The organism is Streptomyces lateritius, assembly GCF_014649715.1.
Taxonomy (GTDB): domain Bacteria; phylum Actinomycetota; class Actinomycetes; order Streptomycetales; family Streptomycetaceae; genus Streptomyces; species Streptomyces lateritius.
Genome location: NZ_BMTO01000013.1, coordinates 202,987 through 220,664, shown reverse-complemented (window position 1 = coordinate 220,664; position 17,678 = coordinate 202,987). Strand labels below are relative to the sequence as shown.

The following is a 17,678-nucleotide window of genomic DNA, read 5'->3' as shown; positions in this document are numbered from 1 at the left end:
CTCGGGGCGGGAACCTGGTCGGGTCGAGCGGTGTACTAGAGGTGAGAGGGATGCCGCCGGAGATCGGGAAGGGGGTCGGAGCCGTGGTCCGACATCGTGCTGTGAGGGTCCTGTGGGGAGCCGCCGGGCTGGCGCTGGTGGCCGGGTGTTCCTCGGGGGGTGAGACCGGGCCCCCGGTCGGGACGCCCTCCCCCACCGCCTCGTCCCCGGCCTCGTCCGCGGCGTCGCCCCCCGCCTCGTCCGCGGCGCCTGCGGTACGGGTCGCCGGCACGCTCACCGAGGATCTGGAGTCGCCCTGGGGCCTGGCCGCGCTGCCCGGCGGGGATCTGCTGGTCTCCTCGCGCGACGAGCGGACGATCACCCGGGTCGACGCGAGGACGGGCGGGAAGACGCGAGTCGGAGAGGTGCCGGGGGTGGTGCCCCGGGGTGAGGGCGGCCTCATGGGCCTCGCCTGGCGGGACGGCTGGGTGTACGCATACCTCACCGCCGAGTCGGACAACCGCATCGTCCGCATGCGGTACGGAAACGGGGGCGGGGACCGGCTCGGTCCGCCCCAGGTGATCCTCTCCGGAATCCCGAAGGGGGTCGTCCACAACGGCGGGCGGATCGCTTTCGGCCCGGACGGGATGCTGTACGCGGGCACGGGCGAGCGGGGCGAGACGGGCCTCGCGCAGAGCGTGGAGTCGCTGGGCGGGAAGATCCTGCGGATGACACCGGAGGGGAAGCCGGCGCCGGGCAATCCCTTCCCGGGCTCGGTGGTCTATTCGTACGGCCACCGCAATGTGCAGGGACTCGCCTGGGACGGGGACGGACGGTTGTGGGCCGCCGAGTTCGGCCAGAACACCTGGGACGAGCTGAATCTGATCCGGCCCGGCGCGAACTACGGCTGGCCGAAGGCGGAGGGGCGGGCCGGAGTCTCCGACTTCGTGGACCCGGTGGCCCAGTGGAGGACGTCGGAGGCCTCGCCGAGCGGTATCGCCTACGCCGGGGGCGCCATCTGGATGGCCGGACTCCGGGGCGAGCGGCTCTGGCGCGTTCCGCTGTCGGGCGCGGAACGTTCCGGGGACCCCGAGGCGTTCCTGGTGGAGGAGCACGGCCGCCTGCGCACGGTGCTGGCGGCGGGTGACGGCCGGCTCTGGCTGACCACGAGCGAGACGGACACCCGGGGCACCCCGGGGGCGGGCGACGACAAGATCCTCCGGCTGGAGGTGAGGTAGGGGCGGCGGTCACGATGTTCAACCTGGCGGAAGAGCTGTTCGCACCGGGACGCAAGCACACCGACGACGAGCGTCGGCGGCTGGCGCTGACCCGGGAGGAGCCCGGAGACGGGGACCTCTCCCGGGGGCCGATAGACCTCGCCTCGGGCCGGGTGACGATCCGTGTCCCGGGCGAGGGGGCCCACGATGATCATCGCCGGTCGGCCGCCGACGAGATGCCGGCAGACACGCCGGACACCGCCCTCACGGACACCAGGCCGGCGGACGCGGGGCCGTCGGAGCCGGGGCCGTCGGACTCGTCGGACATCCCCCAGGTCGTGTCCGGAAAGTAGCGCCGTCTGCCCGCAGGGCAGCGCCCGCGGCGTCCGGTGCGTGCGATCGCAACACGGAGGATCACCCTCGTACCGGGCGTACTCGGGTGATCCCGGCAACGCGGCGAACGTGCGTGCCAGCCGTCGCGGGCCAGGCGGGACTTCACGGACACGGCCTAGACGCCCTGGGGCGTCGGCTCCAGGAGGCGGAGGCGGTGGGCGAGGGCGGCCGCCTCGCCGCGTCCGGAGACGCCCAGTTTGGCGAGGATGTTGGAGACGTGGACGCTCGCCGTCTTCGGGGAGATGAAGAGTTCCTCGGCGATCTGGCGGTTGGTGCGGCCCGCGGCGACCAGGCGCAGGACGTCCTGTTCGCGCGGGGTCAGGCCGAACGTGTCGTCGCCGGGCCCGGGTTCCGGGGCGCTGTCGGGGGTGGTCAGCGAGAGGCGGGCGCGGGCGGCCAGGAGCTCGACGTCCTCGCGCAGCGGGTGGGCACCGAGGCGGACGGCGACGGCGTGGGCCTCGCGCAGGAGCGCGGCGGCCTCCTCGCGGCGGCCGCCCTCGGCCAGCAGGGCGTCGGCGAGGCGGTGCCGGGCGAGGGCGAGCGGGTAGGGGCGCTCGACCTGCTCGTAGGCGGCGACGGTCTCGGCCCAGCGCTCGACCGGTCGGCGGCCCTCGGCGCGGTCCAGCTCCGCCGAGGCGTGCAGGGAGTAGGCCACCCAGACGGGCGCCGGGGTCGCCAGCCCCCGTACGCAGCGGCGGAGCAGGGCGATCGACTCCTCGCGGCCCTCCGCCGCGGCGGGCAGGCCGAGGGCGTCCGCCTCGGCGGTGGCGGCGGCGAGGAGCAGCGGCCAGCCCTCGCGGTGGGTGCCGGGCGGGAAGCCGCTCTCCGCGGCGGCGGTGAGCAGGGCCCGTACGTCCTGGATCCGTCCCGCGGCGGCGGCGATGCTCAGCTCGACCTGTTTCGTCGGGACGGTGTACTGCGGCATCGGGTCGGCCTCGCCGAAGTGCTCGCGCGCCGCGGCCAGCCGGCTCTCGGCCACGTCCAGCTCGCCCCGCGCGACGGCGAGCTGGGCGAGGCGCAGGGTGGCGGAGCCTCGCGGCTTGGACCTGGTGCCCGACTGCTCCAGCCACTCGCAGTTGCGCTGGGCCTCGTCCCAGAGGCCGAGGGAGAGCTGCGACTCGGCCTGGTTGGCGCGGACCCATCCCTGGCTGTCGAGGAGTCCGTGGTCGCGGGTGAGCCGGATGCCTTCCTCGGCGACGTCGACGGCCTCCTGGGAGCGGCCGAGGTTCTCCAGGACGTGGGAGAGGTTGATGTGCGCGCGGGCCGACTCGTGGTGGAGGCCGAGGGCGCGGGTGCGGTCGCGGACCTCGTACATGGTGGCGAGCCCGGCCTCGCGGTCGCCGGCGGAGACCTGGAGGGTGCCGAGGGTGAGGCGGGCGCTGAGCTCCATGCCCTCGTTCTTGACGAGTCGGGAGTACTCGACGGCGCGTTCGGCGGCGGCGAGGCTCTCGGGGCCGGGCTGGTGGAGCATGCCCCAGCCCGCGGCCACGACCAGGATGCGGGCGTGGACGCCGGACGGCGGGAGCCCCTTGACGAGTTCCTGCGCGGTGGCGATCTCGGCCCAGCCGTCGGAGCGGCCGAGGCCGGAGACGATGCGGGATCGCTCGGTCCAGAACCAGGCGGCCCTGAGCGGGTCCCGGTCGGTGTCGTCCTCGCCCTCGAGGAGCCGGAGCGCCATCTTGCCTGTCTTCAGGGCACGTTCGCGTTCGCCGCAGAGCCGGGCGGCGTACGCGGCCTCGGCCAGCAGGTCGAGGTAGCGCAGCGGGGTGGTCTCCGGATCGCAGCCGCAGGGCGGGTACGCCTCGGCGTAGTCCATCGGCCGCAGGGAGTCGCGCACCTCGGCGGGAGCCTCGTCCCAGAGCTCCATCGCCCGCTCCAGGAGCCGGAGTTGCTCGGCGTACGCGTAGCGCTTGCGGGTCTCGACGGAGGCGCGCAGGACGGCCGGGAGCGCCTGGGCGGGGGCGTGCGCGTGGTACCAGTAGGTGGCGAGGCGGGTGGCCCGTTCGTCGGCCCGCACGAGGGAGGGGTCGGCCTCCAGGGCTTCGGCGTAGCGCCGGTTGAGGCGCGAGCGTTCGCCGGGCAGCAGGTCGTCGCTGACGGCCTCGCGGACCAGGGAGTGGCGGAACCGGTAGCCGTCGCCGTCCGGGACGGCGAGCAGGATGTTGGCGCCGACGGCGGCCCGCAGCGCCTCGATGAGGTCGTCCTCGGAGAGCCGGGCGACGGCGGCGAGGAGGGCGTACTCGACGGTGGAGCCGCCCTCGGCGACGATCCTGGCGACCCGCTGGGCGTCCTCGGGGAGCGCCTCGACGCGGACGAGCAGCAGATCGCGCAGGGAGTCGGTGAGGGAGCCGGGGGCGCAGCCGGTCTCGCGGGAGACGACGAGCTCCTCGACGAAGAAGGCGTTGCCGTCGGAGCGGTCGAAGATCTCGTCGACGAGGGCGGCGTCGGGTTCGGCGGCGAGGATGCCGGTGAGCTGGCGGCGTACCTCGGCGCGGGTGAAGCGGGAGAGTTCGATGCGCCGGATGGTGCGCAGCCGGTCCAGTTCGGCGAGGAGGGGGCGCAGCGGGTGGCGGCGGTGGATGTCGTCGGCCCGGTAGGTGGCGACGACGACGATCCGGCCGCGGCGCAGGGTGCGGAAGAGGTAGGCGAGAAGGTGCCGGGTGGAGGCGTCGGCCCAGTGCAGGTCCTCGAGGACGAGCACGATCGTACGGTCGGCGGCGAGCCGTTCCAGGAGCCGTACGGTCAGCTCGAAGAGGCGGGCGGTGGACTCCTCGTTGGAGGCGTCGTGGTTGCCGACGTCGCCGAGTTCGGGCAGCAGCCGGGCGAGTTCGCCCTCCTGGCCCTCGGCCGCGGCCGCCAGTTCACCCGGGAGCCGGCGGCTCAGGGAGCGCAGGGCCGTGGAGAACGGGGCGAAGGGCAGTCCGTCCGCACCGATCTCGACGCAGCCGCCGAGCGCGACGAACGCGCCGCCGTCGCAGGCGGCGTCGACGAACTCCTCGATGAGGCGCGTCTTTCCGACACCGGCCTCCCCACCGACGAGCAGTGCCTGCGGTTCTCCCGCGTGGGCGCGGGCGAGCGCGTCGGTGAGGGCGGTGAGTTCGCCGGCCCTGCCGACGAACACGGGGCTGACTGACCTGGTCTCCACGTCGTGGAGCATCGCACAGGCGTCCGTGGTACTGCCCATACGGGTGTCACGCGGCCCGGACGAAGCGGCCGCGCTCGGGTCCCACCCGCCCTTCGGAATCATGGCCTGCGGACCGGCGGGCGAAGCGGCGCGTCCCCTTGGTGGCCCGGGCGGCCCTGGCGGCGTCGCGGGTCAGGCGCTGGGCGGCGGCCTCGCGGACCAGCTCGGCGTGGTGCATGCGGTGCAGTTCGTACGCGAACATCTCGTTCTCCCCGGTGTCGGTATCGCTCCTTGCGATGCCTCCACTCTCGTCGCCCAGGGGGTACGGCCACATCGGGCGAGTGCCGCATGCTCCGCGTGCGGGGGGCCTTAGGCAGGTCTCGGGGGGGTACCTAGGTCGTGCCGGGGCGGTGCCTAGGCCGCCGTCGGCAGACTCAGGAAGAGATCGGCGTACATGCCCGCCGACAGGAGGAGGCCGATTCCGCCGAGGACGGCTCCGGCGACGGCCACGGCGCGGACCCAGGCCGGGCGCCGCGGGCGGGTGAGGACGACCACGGCGGTGATCAGGGCGAGGAGGGCGAAGACGCCGTTGACCAGCGCGGTGGTGTGCCAGGCGTCGCCGTAGATCTCGGAGATCTGCTGGGCCGCCGTGCCGCCCTGTGCCTTGATCTGGCCGATGAGCGTCTCGCGCTCGCTGGCGATCTTCCCCACCCATGTCCCGGTCAGGGCCGCGAGCCCGAGGCCGGCGGAGACGACGGCGGCGGCGCCCGTCCCGACGCCCGAGGGCGCGACCGGGGCCGCCGCCTCGATCTCCCCGCCTTGCTCGTCGTCGGATCCGGCGTCGGCTTCGTCCTGGAATTCTTCGTCGAGCAGGCCCGCCGCGGTGTCCTTGGTGGTGTCCGCGGTCGTGTCGTCGATCTGGTCAGTCCTGGGGTTCATGAGGCGCACGCTAGGCGGCCCTCATGAGAGGGGCCTTAAGACGCCCGTCCCGCCTTCGCCGCCGTCCACTCCGGCGCGAGCACCGACCAGACCTCCGCGTCGTGGCGCCGGCCCCGGTAGAGGTAGCTCTCCCGCAGGACGCCGTCCTTCCTCATCCCGAGCCGCCGTGCCACGGCGATGCTGGCCTCGTTCTTCGAGGAGACCTGCCACTCGACCCGGTGGATGCCGCGCTCCTCGACCGCCCAGTCGATGATCACCCGCGCGGCCCGGGTCACCAGGCCCCGGCCGACCGCCGACGGCTCCAGCCAGCAGCCCGCCTCCGCGGTGCCCTGCGCCACGTCCATCGTGCGGAACAGCACGCCGCCGACGAGCTGTCCGTCGGTCCAGATGCCGTAGATGCGGCCGGTGTCGGTCGCCGCCTTCTGCGCGTACGCCTGGAGGAAGGCGCGTGCGGAGTCCAGGTCCTTGACGACGTCCGCCAGGAGGATGTGCTGCCCGATGTGCTCGCGGCCCCGGTCCATGTGGGCGAGGAACTCCTCGGCCCGGGAAGGCTCCAGGGGCCTCAGCTCGGCGCCGTCGTCACCCAGCGATATCGCGAACATCCTTGCTGTCCTCCGCCGTCGGAACCGTCACACGTTGCGAAGGGATCTTCGCATGCGCGGCATCCTCGCGGGCGTCCCGCCCGGCCTCCTCGCCCGCTTCCTCGCGGGCGTCGGCGGCCGTGCGGCTCTCCTGGGCCTCGATGCTGATCCGCGGCAGCCGGCGGTCGAGCCAGCGCGGCAGCCACCAGTTCGCCCCGCCGAGCATGTGCATCAGGGCGGGGACGAGCAGCGTCCGCAGGACGAAGGCGTCGAGGGCGACGGCGGCGGCCAGGGCGATTCCGAACATGGCGACGACCCGGTCGCCGGAGAGGACGAACGCCAGGAAGACGGAGATCATGATGACCGCCGCGGAGTTGATCACCCGGCTGGTCTCGGCGAGGCCGACCCGGACCGCGCGCCGGTTGTCGCCGGTCTCCAGCCACTCCTCGTACATCCGGCTGACCAGGAAGACCTGGTAGTCCATGGAGAGGCCGAAGAGCACCGACACCATGATCACGGGCAGGAAGGGTTCGATCGGCCCGGCACTGCCGAGACCGAGCAGCTCGCTCCCCCACCCCCACTGGAAGATCGCGACCACGATCCCGAAGGAGGAGGCGACGGCGGCCACGTTCATGGCCGCCGCCTTCAGCGGGATGCCGATCGAGCGGAAGGCGAGCAGGAGCAGCAGGCAGCCGAGCGCGACGACGACGCCGACGAAGAGCGGCAGTTTGCCGACGATGATCTCGGCGAAGTCGTCGTAGGAGGCGGTGATGCCGCCGACGTGCACGTCGAGCGAGGTGCCGTGCTCGGCCACGGGCAGGACGTCCTGGCGCAGCCGGTCGACGAGTTCGCTGGTCGCCTTCGACTGCGGCGAGGACTCCGGTACGACGACGAGAATGGCCGTGTCCCCGGCGCCGTTGTACGTGATCGGGGAGACGGCCTCGACCCCGCGGGTGTTCGCCAGCGCGGCCGGCAGGTCGCCGAGCGCGACCCGGTCGTCGGCGCCGTCGATCTCGGCGACGAGGGTCAGAGGCCCGTTGACGCCGGGCCCGAAGCCGTCGGCCAGCAGGTCGTACGCCTGTCGGGTCGTCGCCGTGGCCGGGTTGTTGCCCTGGTCGGAGGTGCCGAGGTGGAGCGAGAACGTGGGCAGGGCCAGGGCGAGCATGACGACGGCGGCGAACGCGCCGAGCAGCTTGGGGTGGCGCTCGACGAAGGCGGACCAGCGGGCGGCGAAGCCGGTGGGCGGTTCGGGCTGCGGGCCGTGCTCGGCGAGCCGGCGTCGCTCGCGCCGGCTGAGCGCCCGCATCCCGATGAGGGAGAGCAGCGCCGGCAGCAGGGTGACGGAGGCGGCGACCGTGAGGACGACGGTGAGGGAGGCGGCGATGGCGACGCCGTTGAGGAAGCTGAGCCGCAGGATCAGCATGCCGAGGAGGGCGATGCAGACGGTCGCGCCGGCGAAGACGACGGCGCGGCCCGTGGTGGCGACGGCGATCCGCGCGGCCTCGGGGACGGGCAGCCCGCGTTTGAGGCCCTTGCGGTGTCTCGTGACGATGAACAGGGCGTAGTCGATGCCGACGCCGAGGCCGATGAGCACGCCCAGCATGGGGGCGAAGTCGGCGACCGTCATGACGTGGCCGAGGAGACCGATCCCGGAGTACGCGATGCCGACGCTGACCAGGGCGGTGGCGATGGGGAGCGCGGAGGCGGCGAGCGAACCGAAGGCGAGGAAGAGGACGACGGCCGCGACGACGACACCGACGGCTTCGGCGAGATGACCGCCGGGGGCCTCCGTGAGGGCGATGGCGCTGCCGCCGAGTTCGACCCGGACGCCGTCGCCGGCGGCCGCCTTCGCGGTGTCGACGAGCGCACGCGCCTGGCTCTGGGGGATGTCGTCGGCCTGCTCGTGGAAGCTGACGGCGGCGTAGGCGGTGCGCCCGTCCTCGCTGATCCGGGCCTGGGCGGCCGGGCTCTCTCCGTACGGTGAGGCGACCGCGGCTATGCCGGGCAGGTCGGCGACCTCGTCGAGCATCTCGGTCATGCGCTGTTCGACGGCGCCGGCGCGGACGCTGCCCCGCTCGGTGTGCCAGACGATGGTGTCGCTGTCGCCGCCGGCGCCGGGGAAACCCTGGTCGAGGAGGGCGGTGGCACGGCCCGACTCGGTGCCGGGGACTTCGTAGTCGTTGGAGTACGCGCTTCCGGCGACCGCCGCCGCGGTGGTCGCGCCGCCGAGAGCGAGGAGCCAGAGCAGAACGACGACGAGGCGGTGCGCGACGCACCACCGTGCGATGGCTGCCAAAGGACGTGCTCCCTGGGTGGTTCGTGGATCTTTGATCGGGAACAGCCCGCAAAGAACGCATGACCTATTTGAGGCCACTCTCGCAGCCTTAAGAGATCGTTTGCCCGTTTCGTGGTGTTACTCACAGTGGTGCGTCGCTGGGCGCTCTCAGCCGGAGACGCTCGGGCGGCCGTTCTCGATGTGACCCATGAGGCGGCGGCGGAAGCCGCCGGGCGCCGTCACCTCGATGTCGTACCAGCCGTGCGCGTCGGAGGCCGAGTGGACGACCGTACGGCTCCTGCCCGGCTTCACGGTCACGGTACGGGTCCAGCCGTCGAGGTCGCCGAGGTCTTCGGGGTACATGTATCCGAGCGGCCGGACGGTGAACGCGAGCGGCGCCGAGGAGGTGTTGCGGACGGTGAGGTGCAGGTCACGGTCGTGATGGTCGATGTGTGAGGTGATCTCGGCGCCGCCCGTGGCGGGACCCTCGAACTCGCGGCGGAAGCCGTTGGGGCCGGTGATCGTGAAGCGGTAATGATCGCGCGTCAGGGGTACCGCCCATTGCTCCATCCCCCTTACGTCCCGGTGCTGAGGGAGGGCGAACTCGCCCGCGTACGGGTAGAGGGCGAAGTGCGCGCTCGCCCGGCCGCTGTTGCTGAGCGTGACGGTGATCTCGCCGGCTCCCCCGGCGGTCTTCGCGAAGGCGTCCGGCTGGTACGGCAGGGGCCGGGCGGGGCGGCTGCCGGGCTCCTGGACCGGCATCCGCTGCACGAGCGGCGGCTGTGGCCGCCAGCGCCCGCTGAAGGGAGGGATCGGTCCCGGCTGCTCCACCTCCGGCCGGCGGTGGGTGCGCCGGAAGTCGAAGGCGGAGGTCAGGTCGCCGGTGACGGCCCGCCGCCACGGGGTGATGTGGGGCTCCTCGATGCCGGTGAGCCGCTCCAGGAAGCGGATCACCGAGGTGTGGTCGAAGGTCTCGGAGCAGACGTAGCCGCCGACCGACCAGGGGGAGACGACGAGCAGGGGGACGCGGATGCCGAGACCGGTGGGCCGGCCCTGCCAGCGCTCGTCCGTGGTGCCGGCGGGCGGCACGGGCGGCGGCACATGGTCGAAGAAGCCGTCGTTCTCGTCGTAGTTGATCAGGACGACGGTGTGGCGCCAGACGTCGGGGTGGGAGCCGAGGGCGTCGAGCACCTTGTGGACGAGGGTGGCGGAGGCGATCGGCGAGGAGGAGCCGGGGTGCTCGGAGTCGATCGCGGACGGGACGAGGTACGAGACCTCGGGGAGCGTGCCGGCGGCGACGTCGGCACGGAAGGCGTCGGCGAGCTTCCCGGTCTCGACGCGTCGCAGCCCGCGCTCGAAGAGCGAGCGCTCGGCGTCGGTGAGGCCGGCCACCCCCTCCTCGAGGGCGGAGAGCAGACGGGCCCGCTCGGCGGTGTCGTCCGTGTCGCGGACGGCGGCGTAGAAGGACTCCATGAAGGTGTGCCCGCCGATGCCGGCGAGGGCCTTGCGCGCGATCTTCTTGAAGGTGGTGAAGAACTCGATGTTGTTGTCGGTGAAGTTCTCCCACTCGGTGTACGTCTTCCAGGTCCGCCCGGCCGCTTCGAGACGCTCGGCGTAGGTGGGCCAGGGGTACCCGGGGTGGGTGCCCTCGGCGTACGCGGCGTTGGTGACGGCCCGGCTGCCGTCGGCCTCGAAACCGGTCCAGCCGGACCACAGGTGGTTGCGGTTCGGGCTCGTCGAGGTGTGGATGGACGAGTGGTAGGCGTCGCAGACGGTGAAGGTGTCGGCGAGTTCGTACTGGAGGGGGATGTCCTGCCGGTCGTAGTACGCCATGGTCGCCGCGGTCTTGGCCGAAACCCAGCCGTCCATCCAGCCGCCGCGCCATGCCTTGTCGCCACCGCTCCAGGAGTGGTCGAGATCGCCGATGTACTGGAGATCCTTCTTCTGGGTCTCGGCGGCGCCCCGGATCGGGAACGGCAGCACGGTACGGCCGAGGGCGGCTGGCTGTTCGAACACCGGCTTGCCGGAGGGGAGTTCAATGGCATTGCGGTCGCCGAATCCGCGGACGCCGCGCAGGGTGCCGAAGTAGTGGTCGAAGGACCGGTTCTCCTGCATCAGGATCACGACGTGCTTGACCGCCGACATCCCGCCGGGCGGAGGTCCTGCGGCCATCGCGGCCTGCAACGACGGCGGAAGCAGTGAACCGGCCGCGGCGGCGCCGAGGGCGCCTCCGCCCAGCGCGAGGAGCCTTCTGCGGGACATCTCGGGTGACAAGACCGACCTCCAGTCGACGGCCAATGGTTCGCCTCCGAGCCATTGGATGGTTCGACGGGGACGGTAGTGAGGGCGGATGACGGCAAGAAGACCCGGTGACGTCCCCGTGGTGAACGTCCAAGAAGCCGGTCGGGGAAATCCAAGCGATTTCAGGCCACAGGGCAGGATGGGGAGGCCGGGGAGCCAGAACAGCTCGGCGAGTCGGTCCGGTGCCGGAGGCACGGAAAGGGACACCCACCGGGTTCACCCGTACGCCCAGCACACGACCGGCCATACGGCCTTCCGGCGAGGCCCCTGGCCGGGCGACCGGCGCCCGACCCGTCCACCAGCCCCTACACCCCCGTGAACTCGCACCAGACGATCTTGCCCGGGTCCCGCTCGCCCACGCCCCAGCGGTCGGCGAGGGCGTCGACCAGGAGGAGGCCGCGGCCCGTCTCGCCGGTGGGTTCGCGGCGGGCGGGTGTGCCGTCACCACTGTCGTGGAGTTCCACGCGGAGGATGTGGGTCGGGCCGGGGCGCTCCAGGTAAAGGTGGAGGCGGTAGCCGCGGCCAGGTGGGACGCCGTGGAGGAGGGCGTTGGTGGCGAGTTCGCTCACGCACAGGAGTACGTCGTCCGCACGGGTGTCCATGTCCCATTCGGTAAGGACCCTGCGCGTGAAGTCCCGGGCCAGAGGCACGGATCGGCGCTCGCGACGGTAAAAGGCCTGGTGGAACAGGGGGAGTTGGTCGGTCATGGGGCCACCGTGGCGTCCCGCGCCCCCCACGCCCCAGAGAGGGACGCCGTACCAGTTTTCTGTACGGGAGGGAAATGCGTGGGGTACGCGAGCGGCGGGGAAGGCAGTGCCCATGCAGCCAGGGAAGAAACCTCGCAAGAAGGTCCCCTCGTGGGAAGTCGTCGGCGCCCTCGTCGGCCTCTACCGGAAGAACGCCGGCATGACGCAGCCGCACCTCGCGTCGCTCGTGTGCATCGGGCTGGAGACGCTGGGGTCGATCGAGCAGGGGCGCAGACCCCTGCGGATCAAGCTCGCCGCCGAGATGGACGAAATCCTCGACACGAAGGGGGCGTTGACGGCGGCGGTGGCGAAGGTGCCGCAGCGGGAGCGGTACCCGGCGTTCGCGCAGGAGTTCATCGACCTGGAGGCGCAGGCGCTCAGCTTGTACTCGTACCAGAATCAGGTCGTGCCCGGACTGCTCCAGACGCCCGAGTACGCCCGCGCGGTCTTCGACTGCCTCTACCCGCCCATCACCGAACAGGAGGCTGAGGAACGGCTCCTCGCCCGGATCGACCGGCAGCAGATCTTCGAGCAGAAGCCCTGGCCGCCGATGATGTGCTTCCTGCTCGACGAGTCCGTCCTGGAGAAGCCCATCGGCGGGGCGGAGGTACTGCGGGGTCAGATCCGGTATCTGCGGGAACTGGCCGAGCTGCCCTTCCTCGCCCTCCAGGTCCTCCCGAAGAAGCTCACGAAGCATGCGGGGCTCGCCGGGCCGATGGCGCTGGTCGAGACGCCTGAGCACACGCACCTCGCCTATATCGAAGGGCAGCGCGTCAGCTTCCTCATCGAGGACCCCGACGAGGTCGGGATCCTCCAGCGGAAGTATGGAATGCTGCGATCACAGGCCCTCACGCCAGAGGAAACCAAGGGCCTGCTCGATCGTCTGGCAGGAGAGACATGAGCACAGCAACACTTTCGTGGTTCAAGTCCAGCTACAGCAGCGACGAGGGCGGCGACTGCCTCGAAGTCGCCTACGACTGGCGCAAGTCCAGCTACAGCGGCAGCGAAGGCGGCAACTGCGTCGAGGTGGCCGCCCACCCCGCCGCCGTCCACGTCCGCGACTCCAAGCTCGCCGACAGCCCCGTCTTCACCGTCTCCCCCACCGCCTGGGCCGAGTTCGTCACGGAGGCGACGTGTTAGAGCAGTCGCTGACCGCCCTCGCCGCCATGGGCGGCGGAGCCGTGGTCGCCGCCATGGCGACGGACGCGTGGCAGGTCACCCGGGACGGGGTGGTCCAGCTGTTCCGGGGCCGGGAGGGGGTGGCGGCGCGGCTGGAGGAGGACGCAGCCCTGGTCGAGGGCGCGGAGGACCCGGACGGGGTGCGCCAGGCACTGCTGCCCGCCTGGGCGGTACGGCTCGGTGCGCTGCTGGCCGAGCACCCGGAGTACGAGCCCGAATTGCGTCGGCTGATCGACGCCGTGCCCCACTCGGCGCAGATCAACACCGCGAATGACCAGGGCATTGTCTACGCGGCCATGAACGGCAACGTTAACGTGTACAAGGCCCCCGAGCCCCGCCCCGAGGCATGAGCGTCGAGCAGCACGTCACCTCCACCGGCGGGTACGCGTACGGCGTGATCGGTGGGGACATCCATGTGTTCGGGGACGGGTCGCCCGTCTATCTGCTCCAGAATTGGCGCCCCGCCCCCGAAGCCGACCCGGAGTGGCTCCGCGAGTTACCGAGCCGGATGCTCAACTCCCGTTTCGAAGTCGTGCCGTTCACCGGGCGGGAGGCCGAGCTCGCCGAGTTGCGCGCATGGCGTGACCAGGGGCCCCGGCTCGCCGCCCGCTGGATGCACGCGCCCGGCGGGCAGGGCAAGACACGGCTCGCGGCGCGGTTCGCCGACGAGACGCAGCAGACCGGCTGGCGGGTCGCCGCCGCCACGCACGGCCCCAGCTCCGTTCAGCCGCCACCCGGCAGCCAGGACCTGACCACCGACGGACACGGTGGCGTGCTGCTGGTCGTCGACTACGCGGACCGCTGGCCGCTCACCCACCTGATCTGGCTCTTCAAAAACGCCGTGCTGCACCAGAAGGGGGCACGCGCGCGCGTGCTCCTGCTCGCCCGTACCGCCGACGCCTGGCCCGCCGTCCGGAACTCCCTCGAAAACCACCAGGCGGGGACCTCCAGCCGTCTCCTGGAGGAACTTCCCGGCGGCTCGGGCGCTCGCGCCGAGATGTACACGGCCGCCCGAGACGCCTTCGCCCTGCGGTACGGAGTGCCGGCCCCGCCCGGTCCACCTCCCCCGTACGGGCTCTCCCTCGCCCTCCACATGGCCGCCCTCGTCTCCGTCGACGTCCAGCGGAACGGACTCCGTCCGCCCACCGACATGGCCGGGCTCACCGTCTACCTCCTCGACCGCGAGCACCTGCACTGGGCCACCCTGCACGCCCGGGGCGGGCGGTACGCGACCCCTCCGGCGGTCATGAACCGGGCCGTCTTCGCCGCCGCGCTCACCGGGACGCTCGACCGGCCTACGGGCTCGGCCGTCGTGGCCGGTCTTGGGACCGGGCTGGCCCCCGGCCGGGTCCTCGACGACCACGCCCACTGCTACCCGGCCGCCGAACCGGGGCGCGGCACCGTCCTGGAGCCGCTCTATCCCGACCGGCTCGCCGAGGACTTCCTCGCCCTCACGCTTCCGGGGCACGATGCCGACTACCCGGCCATGGACTGGGCCGTGCCCACCGCCGCGAGCCTTGTGGGACCGCACGTCCGGCGCGCGATCATCTTTCTGGCCTCCGCCGCCCAGCGCTGGCCGCACGTCGGGACCGAGCACCTGTATCCGCTGCTCACCCATGCTCCCGGCCTCGCGGTCGCCGCCGGAGGCGCCGCCCTGAGCGCGCTCGCCGCCCTGGACGACGTATCCCCGAGGCTGCTCGGCGAGATCTCGAAACGCTTCCCGAAGGGGCGTCATGTGGACCTCGACGCGGGCATGGCCGCCCTCGACCGCCGGCTCGCCCACGAGCTGATCGCTCTCGACGACTCCGCGCCTGTCCGCGCGGCGGCGTACCACCAGCTCAGCAGGCGGCTCTCGGACGCCGGGCTTCACGACGAGGCCCTGGACGCGGCCGAGCGGTCCGTCGCCGCAGAGCGGGAGCTCTCCGACAACGCTCCGACGCTCGCTGTCGCTCTCGCCCAGCTCGGCGGCTGTCTGGGTTCCTGCGGTCGGCCCGCCCGGGCCATGTCGGTGATCGAGGAGTCCGTGGCCCTGGTCGAGCGGCTCGTCGAGACCGAGGCCGAGCCCGCGCGGTGGGAGGCGCAGCTCGCCGGCCTCCTCCAGGATCAGGCCAACATGTTCGCCGTGACCGGCCGGCCTCAGGAGGCCCTGGCGGCGGGCGAGCGGTGCGTGGCCGCCTGGCGCGGGATCGTCGCCGCCGAGCCCGCACACGAGGAGCACCTGGCGGGCGCCCTGCACAGCCTCGGCAACTACCTGGCGGATCTCGGACGTTGGGCCGAGGCCGCCGAAGCCACCGTGGAAGCCCTGCGCATCTGGCTGCGGCTGTGCGAGCGGGACCCCGCCGCCCACGAGCCGGATCTGGCGGCGTCGCTCAGCAATTACGCCAATCATCTGGCCGCGCAGGGTCGACACGACTCGGCCCTGGCGCTGTCGCGGCAGGCGGTGACCGTCCTGCGCGCGCTCACGCGGGCCAACGCCGCCGCGCACGAACCGAGTCTCGCCCTCTCGCTCAACAGCCTGGGCGCCGACCTCGCGGTGACCGGTCACCTGGCCGAGGCCGTGGACGCGACGGCCGAGGCCGTCGCGATCCGCCGCCGCCTCACCGTGGGCAACCCGGCGGCCTACTCCCGGCTTCTCGCGCATTCGCTGTCGAACCTGGCCGACTTGCTTCGCGTGGCGGACCGTCCGGCCGAGGCCCTGGCCGCCGCGGTGGAGGCCGTCGCCCTCCACGAGCACCAGTACGCCGAACACCTCGGCCTCTCCGGCCCGCACTGCCTCGATCTCGCCCGGTCGCTCTCGAACCTCGGCATGTGCCTGGAGGCCACGGGACGCCGCTCCGAAGGGATCGCCGCGACCCGGCGGTCCGTGGAACTGTTCCGCGCGGAATTCGACGGCAACCCCGCCGTGGCCGTCTTCGGCCTGGCCCAGGCCCTCGGCAACCTCGGCCGTTTCCTCGCCGCCGACGGGCGCTGGGAGGAAGCCCTGGGGCCGGTCGCCGAGGCGCTCGTCCTCGTGGAACGGTCAGCCGCCGCCGACCCGCCCGCGTACGTGGCGCTGCTCGGGCAGCTGCGCGCGACCCGGGACGCCTGTCTCGCGCGGATACGCGAAGGGCGGCGCCCCGAGTCGTGAGACCCGGGGCGCCGCCCTCGTACACGTACGCGTACGCGTACCCGAACCAGGGGATCAGCCCTCGGAGACGCCCAGACGCTCCAGGATGAGCTCCTTCACGCGCGCCGCGTCCGCCTGGCCGCGGGTCGCCTTCATGACCGCGCCGACCAGGGCGCCGACCGCCGCGACCTTGCCGCCGCGGATCTTGTCGGCAATGGCCGCGTTGGAGGCGATGGCCTCGTCGACGGCCGTACCGAGCGCGCCCTCGTCGGAGACGACCTTCAGGCCGCGCTTCTCGACGACCTCGTCCGGGTCGCCCTCGCCGGCGAGAACGCCCTCGATGACCTGACGGGCCAGCTTGTCGTTCAGGTCGCCGGAGGCGACGAGCGCCGAGACCCGGGCCACCTGGGCCGGGGTGATGGCGAGCTCGTCCAGGGACACGCCCGCCTCGTTGGCGGAGCGGGCCAGTTCGCCCATCCACCACTTGCGCGCCTGGTCCGCCGGAGCACCGGCGTCCGTGGTCGCGACGATCAGGTCGACCGCGCCCGCGTTGAGGATCGACTGCATGTCGTGCTCGGAGACGCCCCACTCCTCGCGGAGCCGGTTGCGGCGCACGCGCGGCAGCTCGGGCAGACCGGCACGCAGCTCCTCGACCCACGCGCGGGACGGGGCGACGGGGACGAGGTCGGGCTCCGGGAAGTACCGGTAGTCCTCGGCGTTGTCCTTGATCCGGCCGGACGTGGTGGAGCCGTCGTCCTCGTGGAAGTGGCGGGTCTCCTGGACGATCGTGCCGCCCGACTGGAGGACGGCCGCGTGCCGCTGGATCTCGAAGCGGGCCGCGCGCTCCACGCTCCGCAGCGAGTTGACGTTCTTCGTCTCGCTGCGCGTGCCGAAGACGGTGGTGCCGTGCGGGCGCAGCGACAGGTTCACGTCGCAGCGCATCTGGCCCTTGTCCATCCGCGCCTCGGAGACACCGAGCGCGCGGATCAGCTCGCGCAGCTCGGCGACGTACGCCTTGGCGACCTCGGGGGCCCGCTCGCCCGCGCCCTCGATGGGCTTGGTGACGATCTCGATGAGCGGGATGCCGGCCCGGTTGTAGTCGAGCAGCGAGTGCGAGGCGCCGTGGATACGGCCCGTCGCGCCGCCGATGTGCGTCGACTTTCCGGTGTCCTCCTCCATGTGGGCGCGCTCGATCTCCACGCGGAAGATCTCGCCGTCCTCGAGCTGGACGTCCAGGTAGCCGTTGAAGGCGATCGGCTCGTCGTACTGCGAGGTCTGGAAGTTCTTCGGCATGTCCGGATAGAAGTAGTTCTTCCGGGCGAAGCGGCACCACTCGGCGATCTCGCAGTTCAGCGCGAGACCGATCTTGACGGCGGACTCGACGCCGATCGCGTTGACGACCGGGAGCGAGCCGGGCAGGCCGAGACAGGTGGGGCAGGTCTGCGAGTTGGCGTCCGCGCCGAGCTCGGTGGAGCAGCCGCAGAACATCTTCGTCTTCGTGCCCAGTTCGACATGGACCTCCAGGCCCATGACGGGGTCGTACGCAGCGAGAGCCGCGTCGTACGACAGCAGTTCGGTGACAGTCACGGTGAGACTTTCCCTCTCAGCCCAGCAGGACGTCGTCGTCGCCCAGGCGCTTCAGCTCCCGGTAGAGGATCGCCAGGCCGGTAACGATGGCGGCGGCGGACAGGGCGGCGTCGACCAGCCGCAGGGTGTCGCCGTCGCTGCGGGCCAGCTTGGCCTGCTTGGCGACGCTGACGGCACCGAACGCGGTGCTGGCCAGCGAGACGTACACGCCGGTCTTCGACTTCTTGAAGTTCTTGGCCTTCTTTGCCATG

Annotated in this window: 15 protein-coding genes; 6 read left to right on the top strand and 9 right to left on the bottom strand. The window is 72.2% G+C overall.

What is annotated here, in order from left to right; all coding sequences use genetic code 11:
* The first annotated feature begins 50 nt into the window (after nt 1-50).
* Nucleotides 51-1,217 (top strand): PQQ-dependent sugar dehydrogenase, encoded by a 1,167-nt coding sequence (locus IE136_RS25685; RefSeq protein ID WP_189601516.1) that lies wholly within the window; start codon nt 51-53, stop codon nt 1,215-1,217.
* Nucleotides 1,218-1,231: 14 nt separating this feature from the next.
* Entirely contained in the window at nt 1,232-1,549 is a 318-nt protein-coding gene (locus tag IE136_RS25680) for a DUF6191 domain-containing protein (protein WP_158990791.1), read from the top strand.
* Between the two features lie 155 nt (nt 1,550-1,704).
* Here IE136_RS25680 and IE136_RS25675 read toward each other — a convergent pair whose 3' ends face one another.
* From IE136_RS25675 to IE136_RS25645, 7 genes are all read right to left on the bottom strand, one after another.
* Entirely contained in the window at nt 1,705-4,773 is a 3,069-nt protein-coding gene (locus IE136_RS25675; RefSeq protein ID WP_229819138.1) for a helix-turn-helix transcriptional regulator, read from the bottom strand.
* Between the two features lie 7 nt (nt 4,774-4,780).
* On the bottom strand, nt 4,781-4,975 hold the full coding sequence (locus IE136_RS25670; protein ID WP_189601515.1) for a hypothetical protein: 195 nt from the start codon (nt 4,973-4,975) through the stop codon (nt 4,781-4,783).
* A gap of 152 nt (nt 4,976-5,127) precedes the next feature.
* A complete protein-coding gene (locus IE136_RS25665; protein WP_158990787.1) occupies nt 5,128-5,652 on the bottom strand; it encodes a hypothetical protein in 525 nt (174 codons plus the stop codon).
* Between the two features lie 35 nt (nt 5,653-5,687).
* Nucleotides 5,688-6,254, bottom strand: a complete 567-nt coding sequence (locus IE136_RS25660) for a GNAT family N-acetyltransferase (RefSeq protein WP_189601514.1) — start codon at nt 6,252-6,254, stop codon at nt 5,688-5,690.
* Nucleotides 6,232-8,529 (bottom strand): MMPL family transporter, encoded by a 2,298-nt coding sequence (locus IE136_RS25655; RefSeq protein WP_158990783.1) that lies wholly within the window; start codon nt 8,527-8,529, stop codon nt 6,232-6,234. Before IE136_RS25655 ends, IE136_RS25660 begins: the two co-directional genes overlap by 23 nt.
* A 147-nt stretch (nt 8,530-8,676) precedes the next feature.
* Nucleotides 8,677-10,782 (bottom strand): phosphocholine-specific phospholipase C, encoded by a 2,106-nt coding sequence (locus IE136_RS25650; protein ID WP_189601513.1) that lies wholly within the window; start codon nt 10,780-10,782, stop codon nt 8,677-8,679.
* Nucleotides 10,783-11,114: 332 nt separating this feature from the next.
* A complete protein-coding gene (locus tag IE136_RS25645; RefSeq protein ID WP_189601512.1) occupies nt 11,115-11,516 on the bottom strand; it encodes an ATP-binding protein in 402 nt (133 codons plus the stop codon).
* A 112-nt stretch (nt 11,517-11,628) separates the two neighbouring features.
* On the opposite strand from IE136_RS25645, the gene IE136_RS25640 reads away from it, so the two are divergent.
* The 4 genes from IE136_RS25640 to IE136_RS25625 are packed head-to-tail and all read left to right on the top strand — an operon-like array spanning nt 11,629 to nt 15,861.
* A complete protein-coding gene (locus IE136_RS25640; RefSeq protein WP_189601511.1) occupies nt 11,629-12,456 on the top strand; it encodes a helix-turn-helix domain-containing protein in 828 nt (275 codons plus the stop codon).
* Complete coding sequence (locus IE136_RS25635; protein ID WP_158990775.1) at nt 12,453-12,695, top strand: DUF397 domain-containing protein; 243 nt, start codon at nt 12,453-12,455, stop codon at nt 12,693-12,695. The genes IE136_RS25640 and IE136_RS25635 overlap by 4 nt, the downstream gene beginning before the upstream one ends.
* Nucleotides 12,689-13,084, top strand: coding sequence for a hypothetical protein (locus IE136_RS25630; RefSeq protein ID WP_189601510.1), 396 nt, complete (start codon nt 12,689-12,691; stop codon nt 13,082-13,084). Before IE136_RS25635 ends, IE136_RS25630 begins: the two co-directional genes overlap by 7 nt.
* A complete protein-coding gene (locus tag IE136_RS25625) occupies nt 13,081-15,861 on the top strand; it encodes a tetratricopeptide repeat protein (RefSeq protein WP_189601509.1) in 2,781 nt (926 codons plus the stop codon). Before IE136_RS25630 ends, IE136_RS25625 begins: the two co-directional genes overlap by 4 nt.
* 54 nt (nt 15,862-15,915) lie before the next feature.
* Here the strand turns inward: IE136_RS25625 and gatB are convergent, their stop codons facing one another.
* Both gatB and IE136_RS25615 read right to left on the bottom strand, forming a co-directional pair.
* On the bottom strand, nt 15,916-17,427 hold the full coding sequence (gene gatB, locus IE136_RS25620) for an Asp-tRNA(Asn)/Glu-tRNA(Gln) amidotransferase subunit GatB (protein WP_158990769.1): 1,512 nt from the start codon (nt 17,425-17,427) through the stop codon (nt 15,916-15,918).
* A 16-nt stretch (nt 17,428-17,443) separates the two neighbouring features.
* A complete protein-coding gene (locus IE136_RS25615; RefSeq protein ID WP_158994717.1) occupies nt 17,444-17,677 on the bottom strand; it encodes a hypothetical protein in 234 nt (77 codons plus the stop codon).
* Nucleotide 17,678 lies beyond the last annotated feature (1 nt).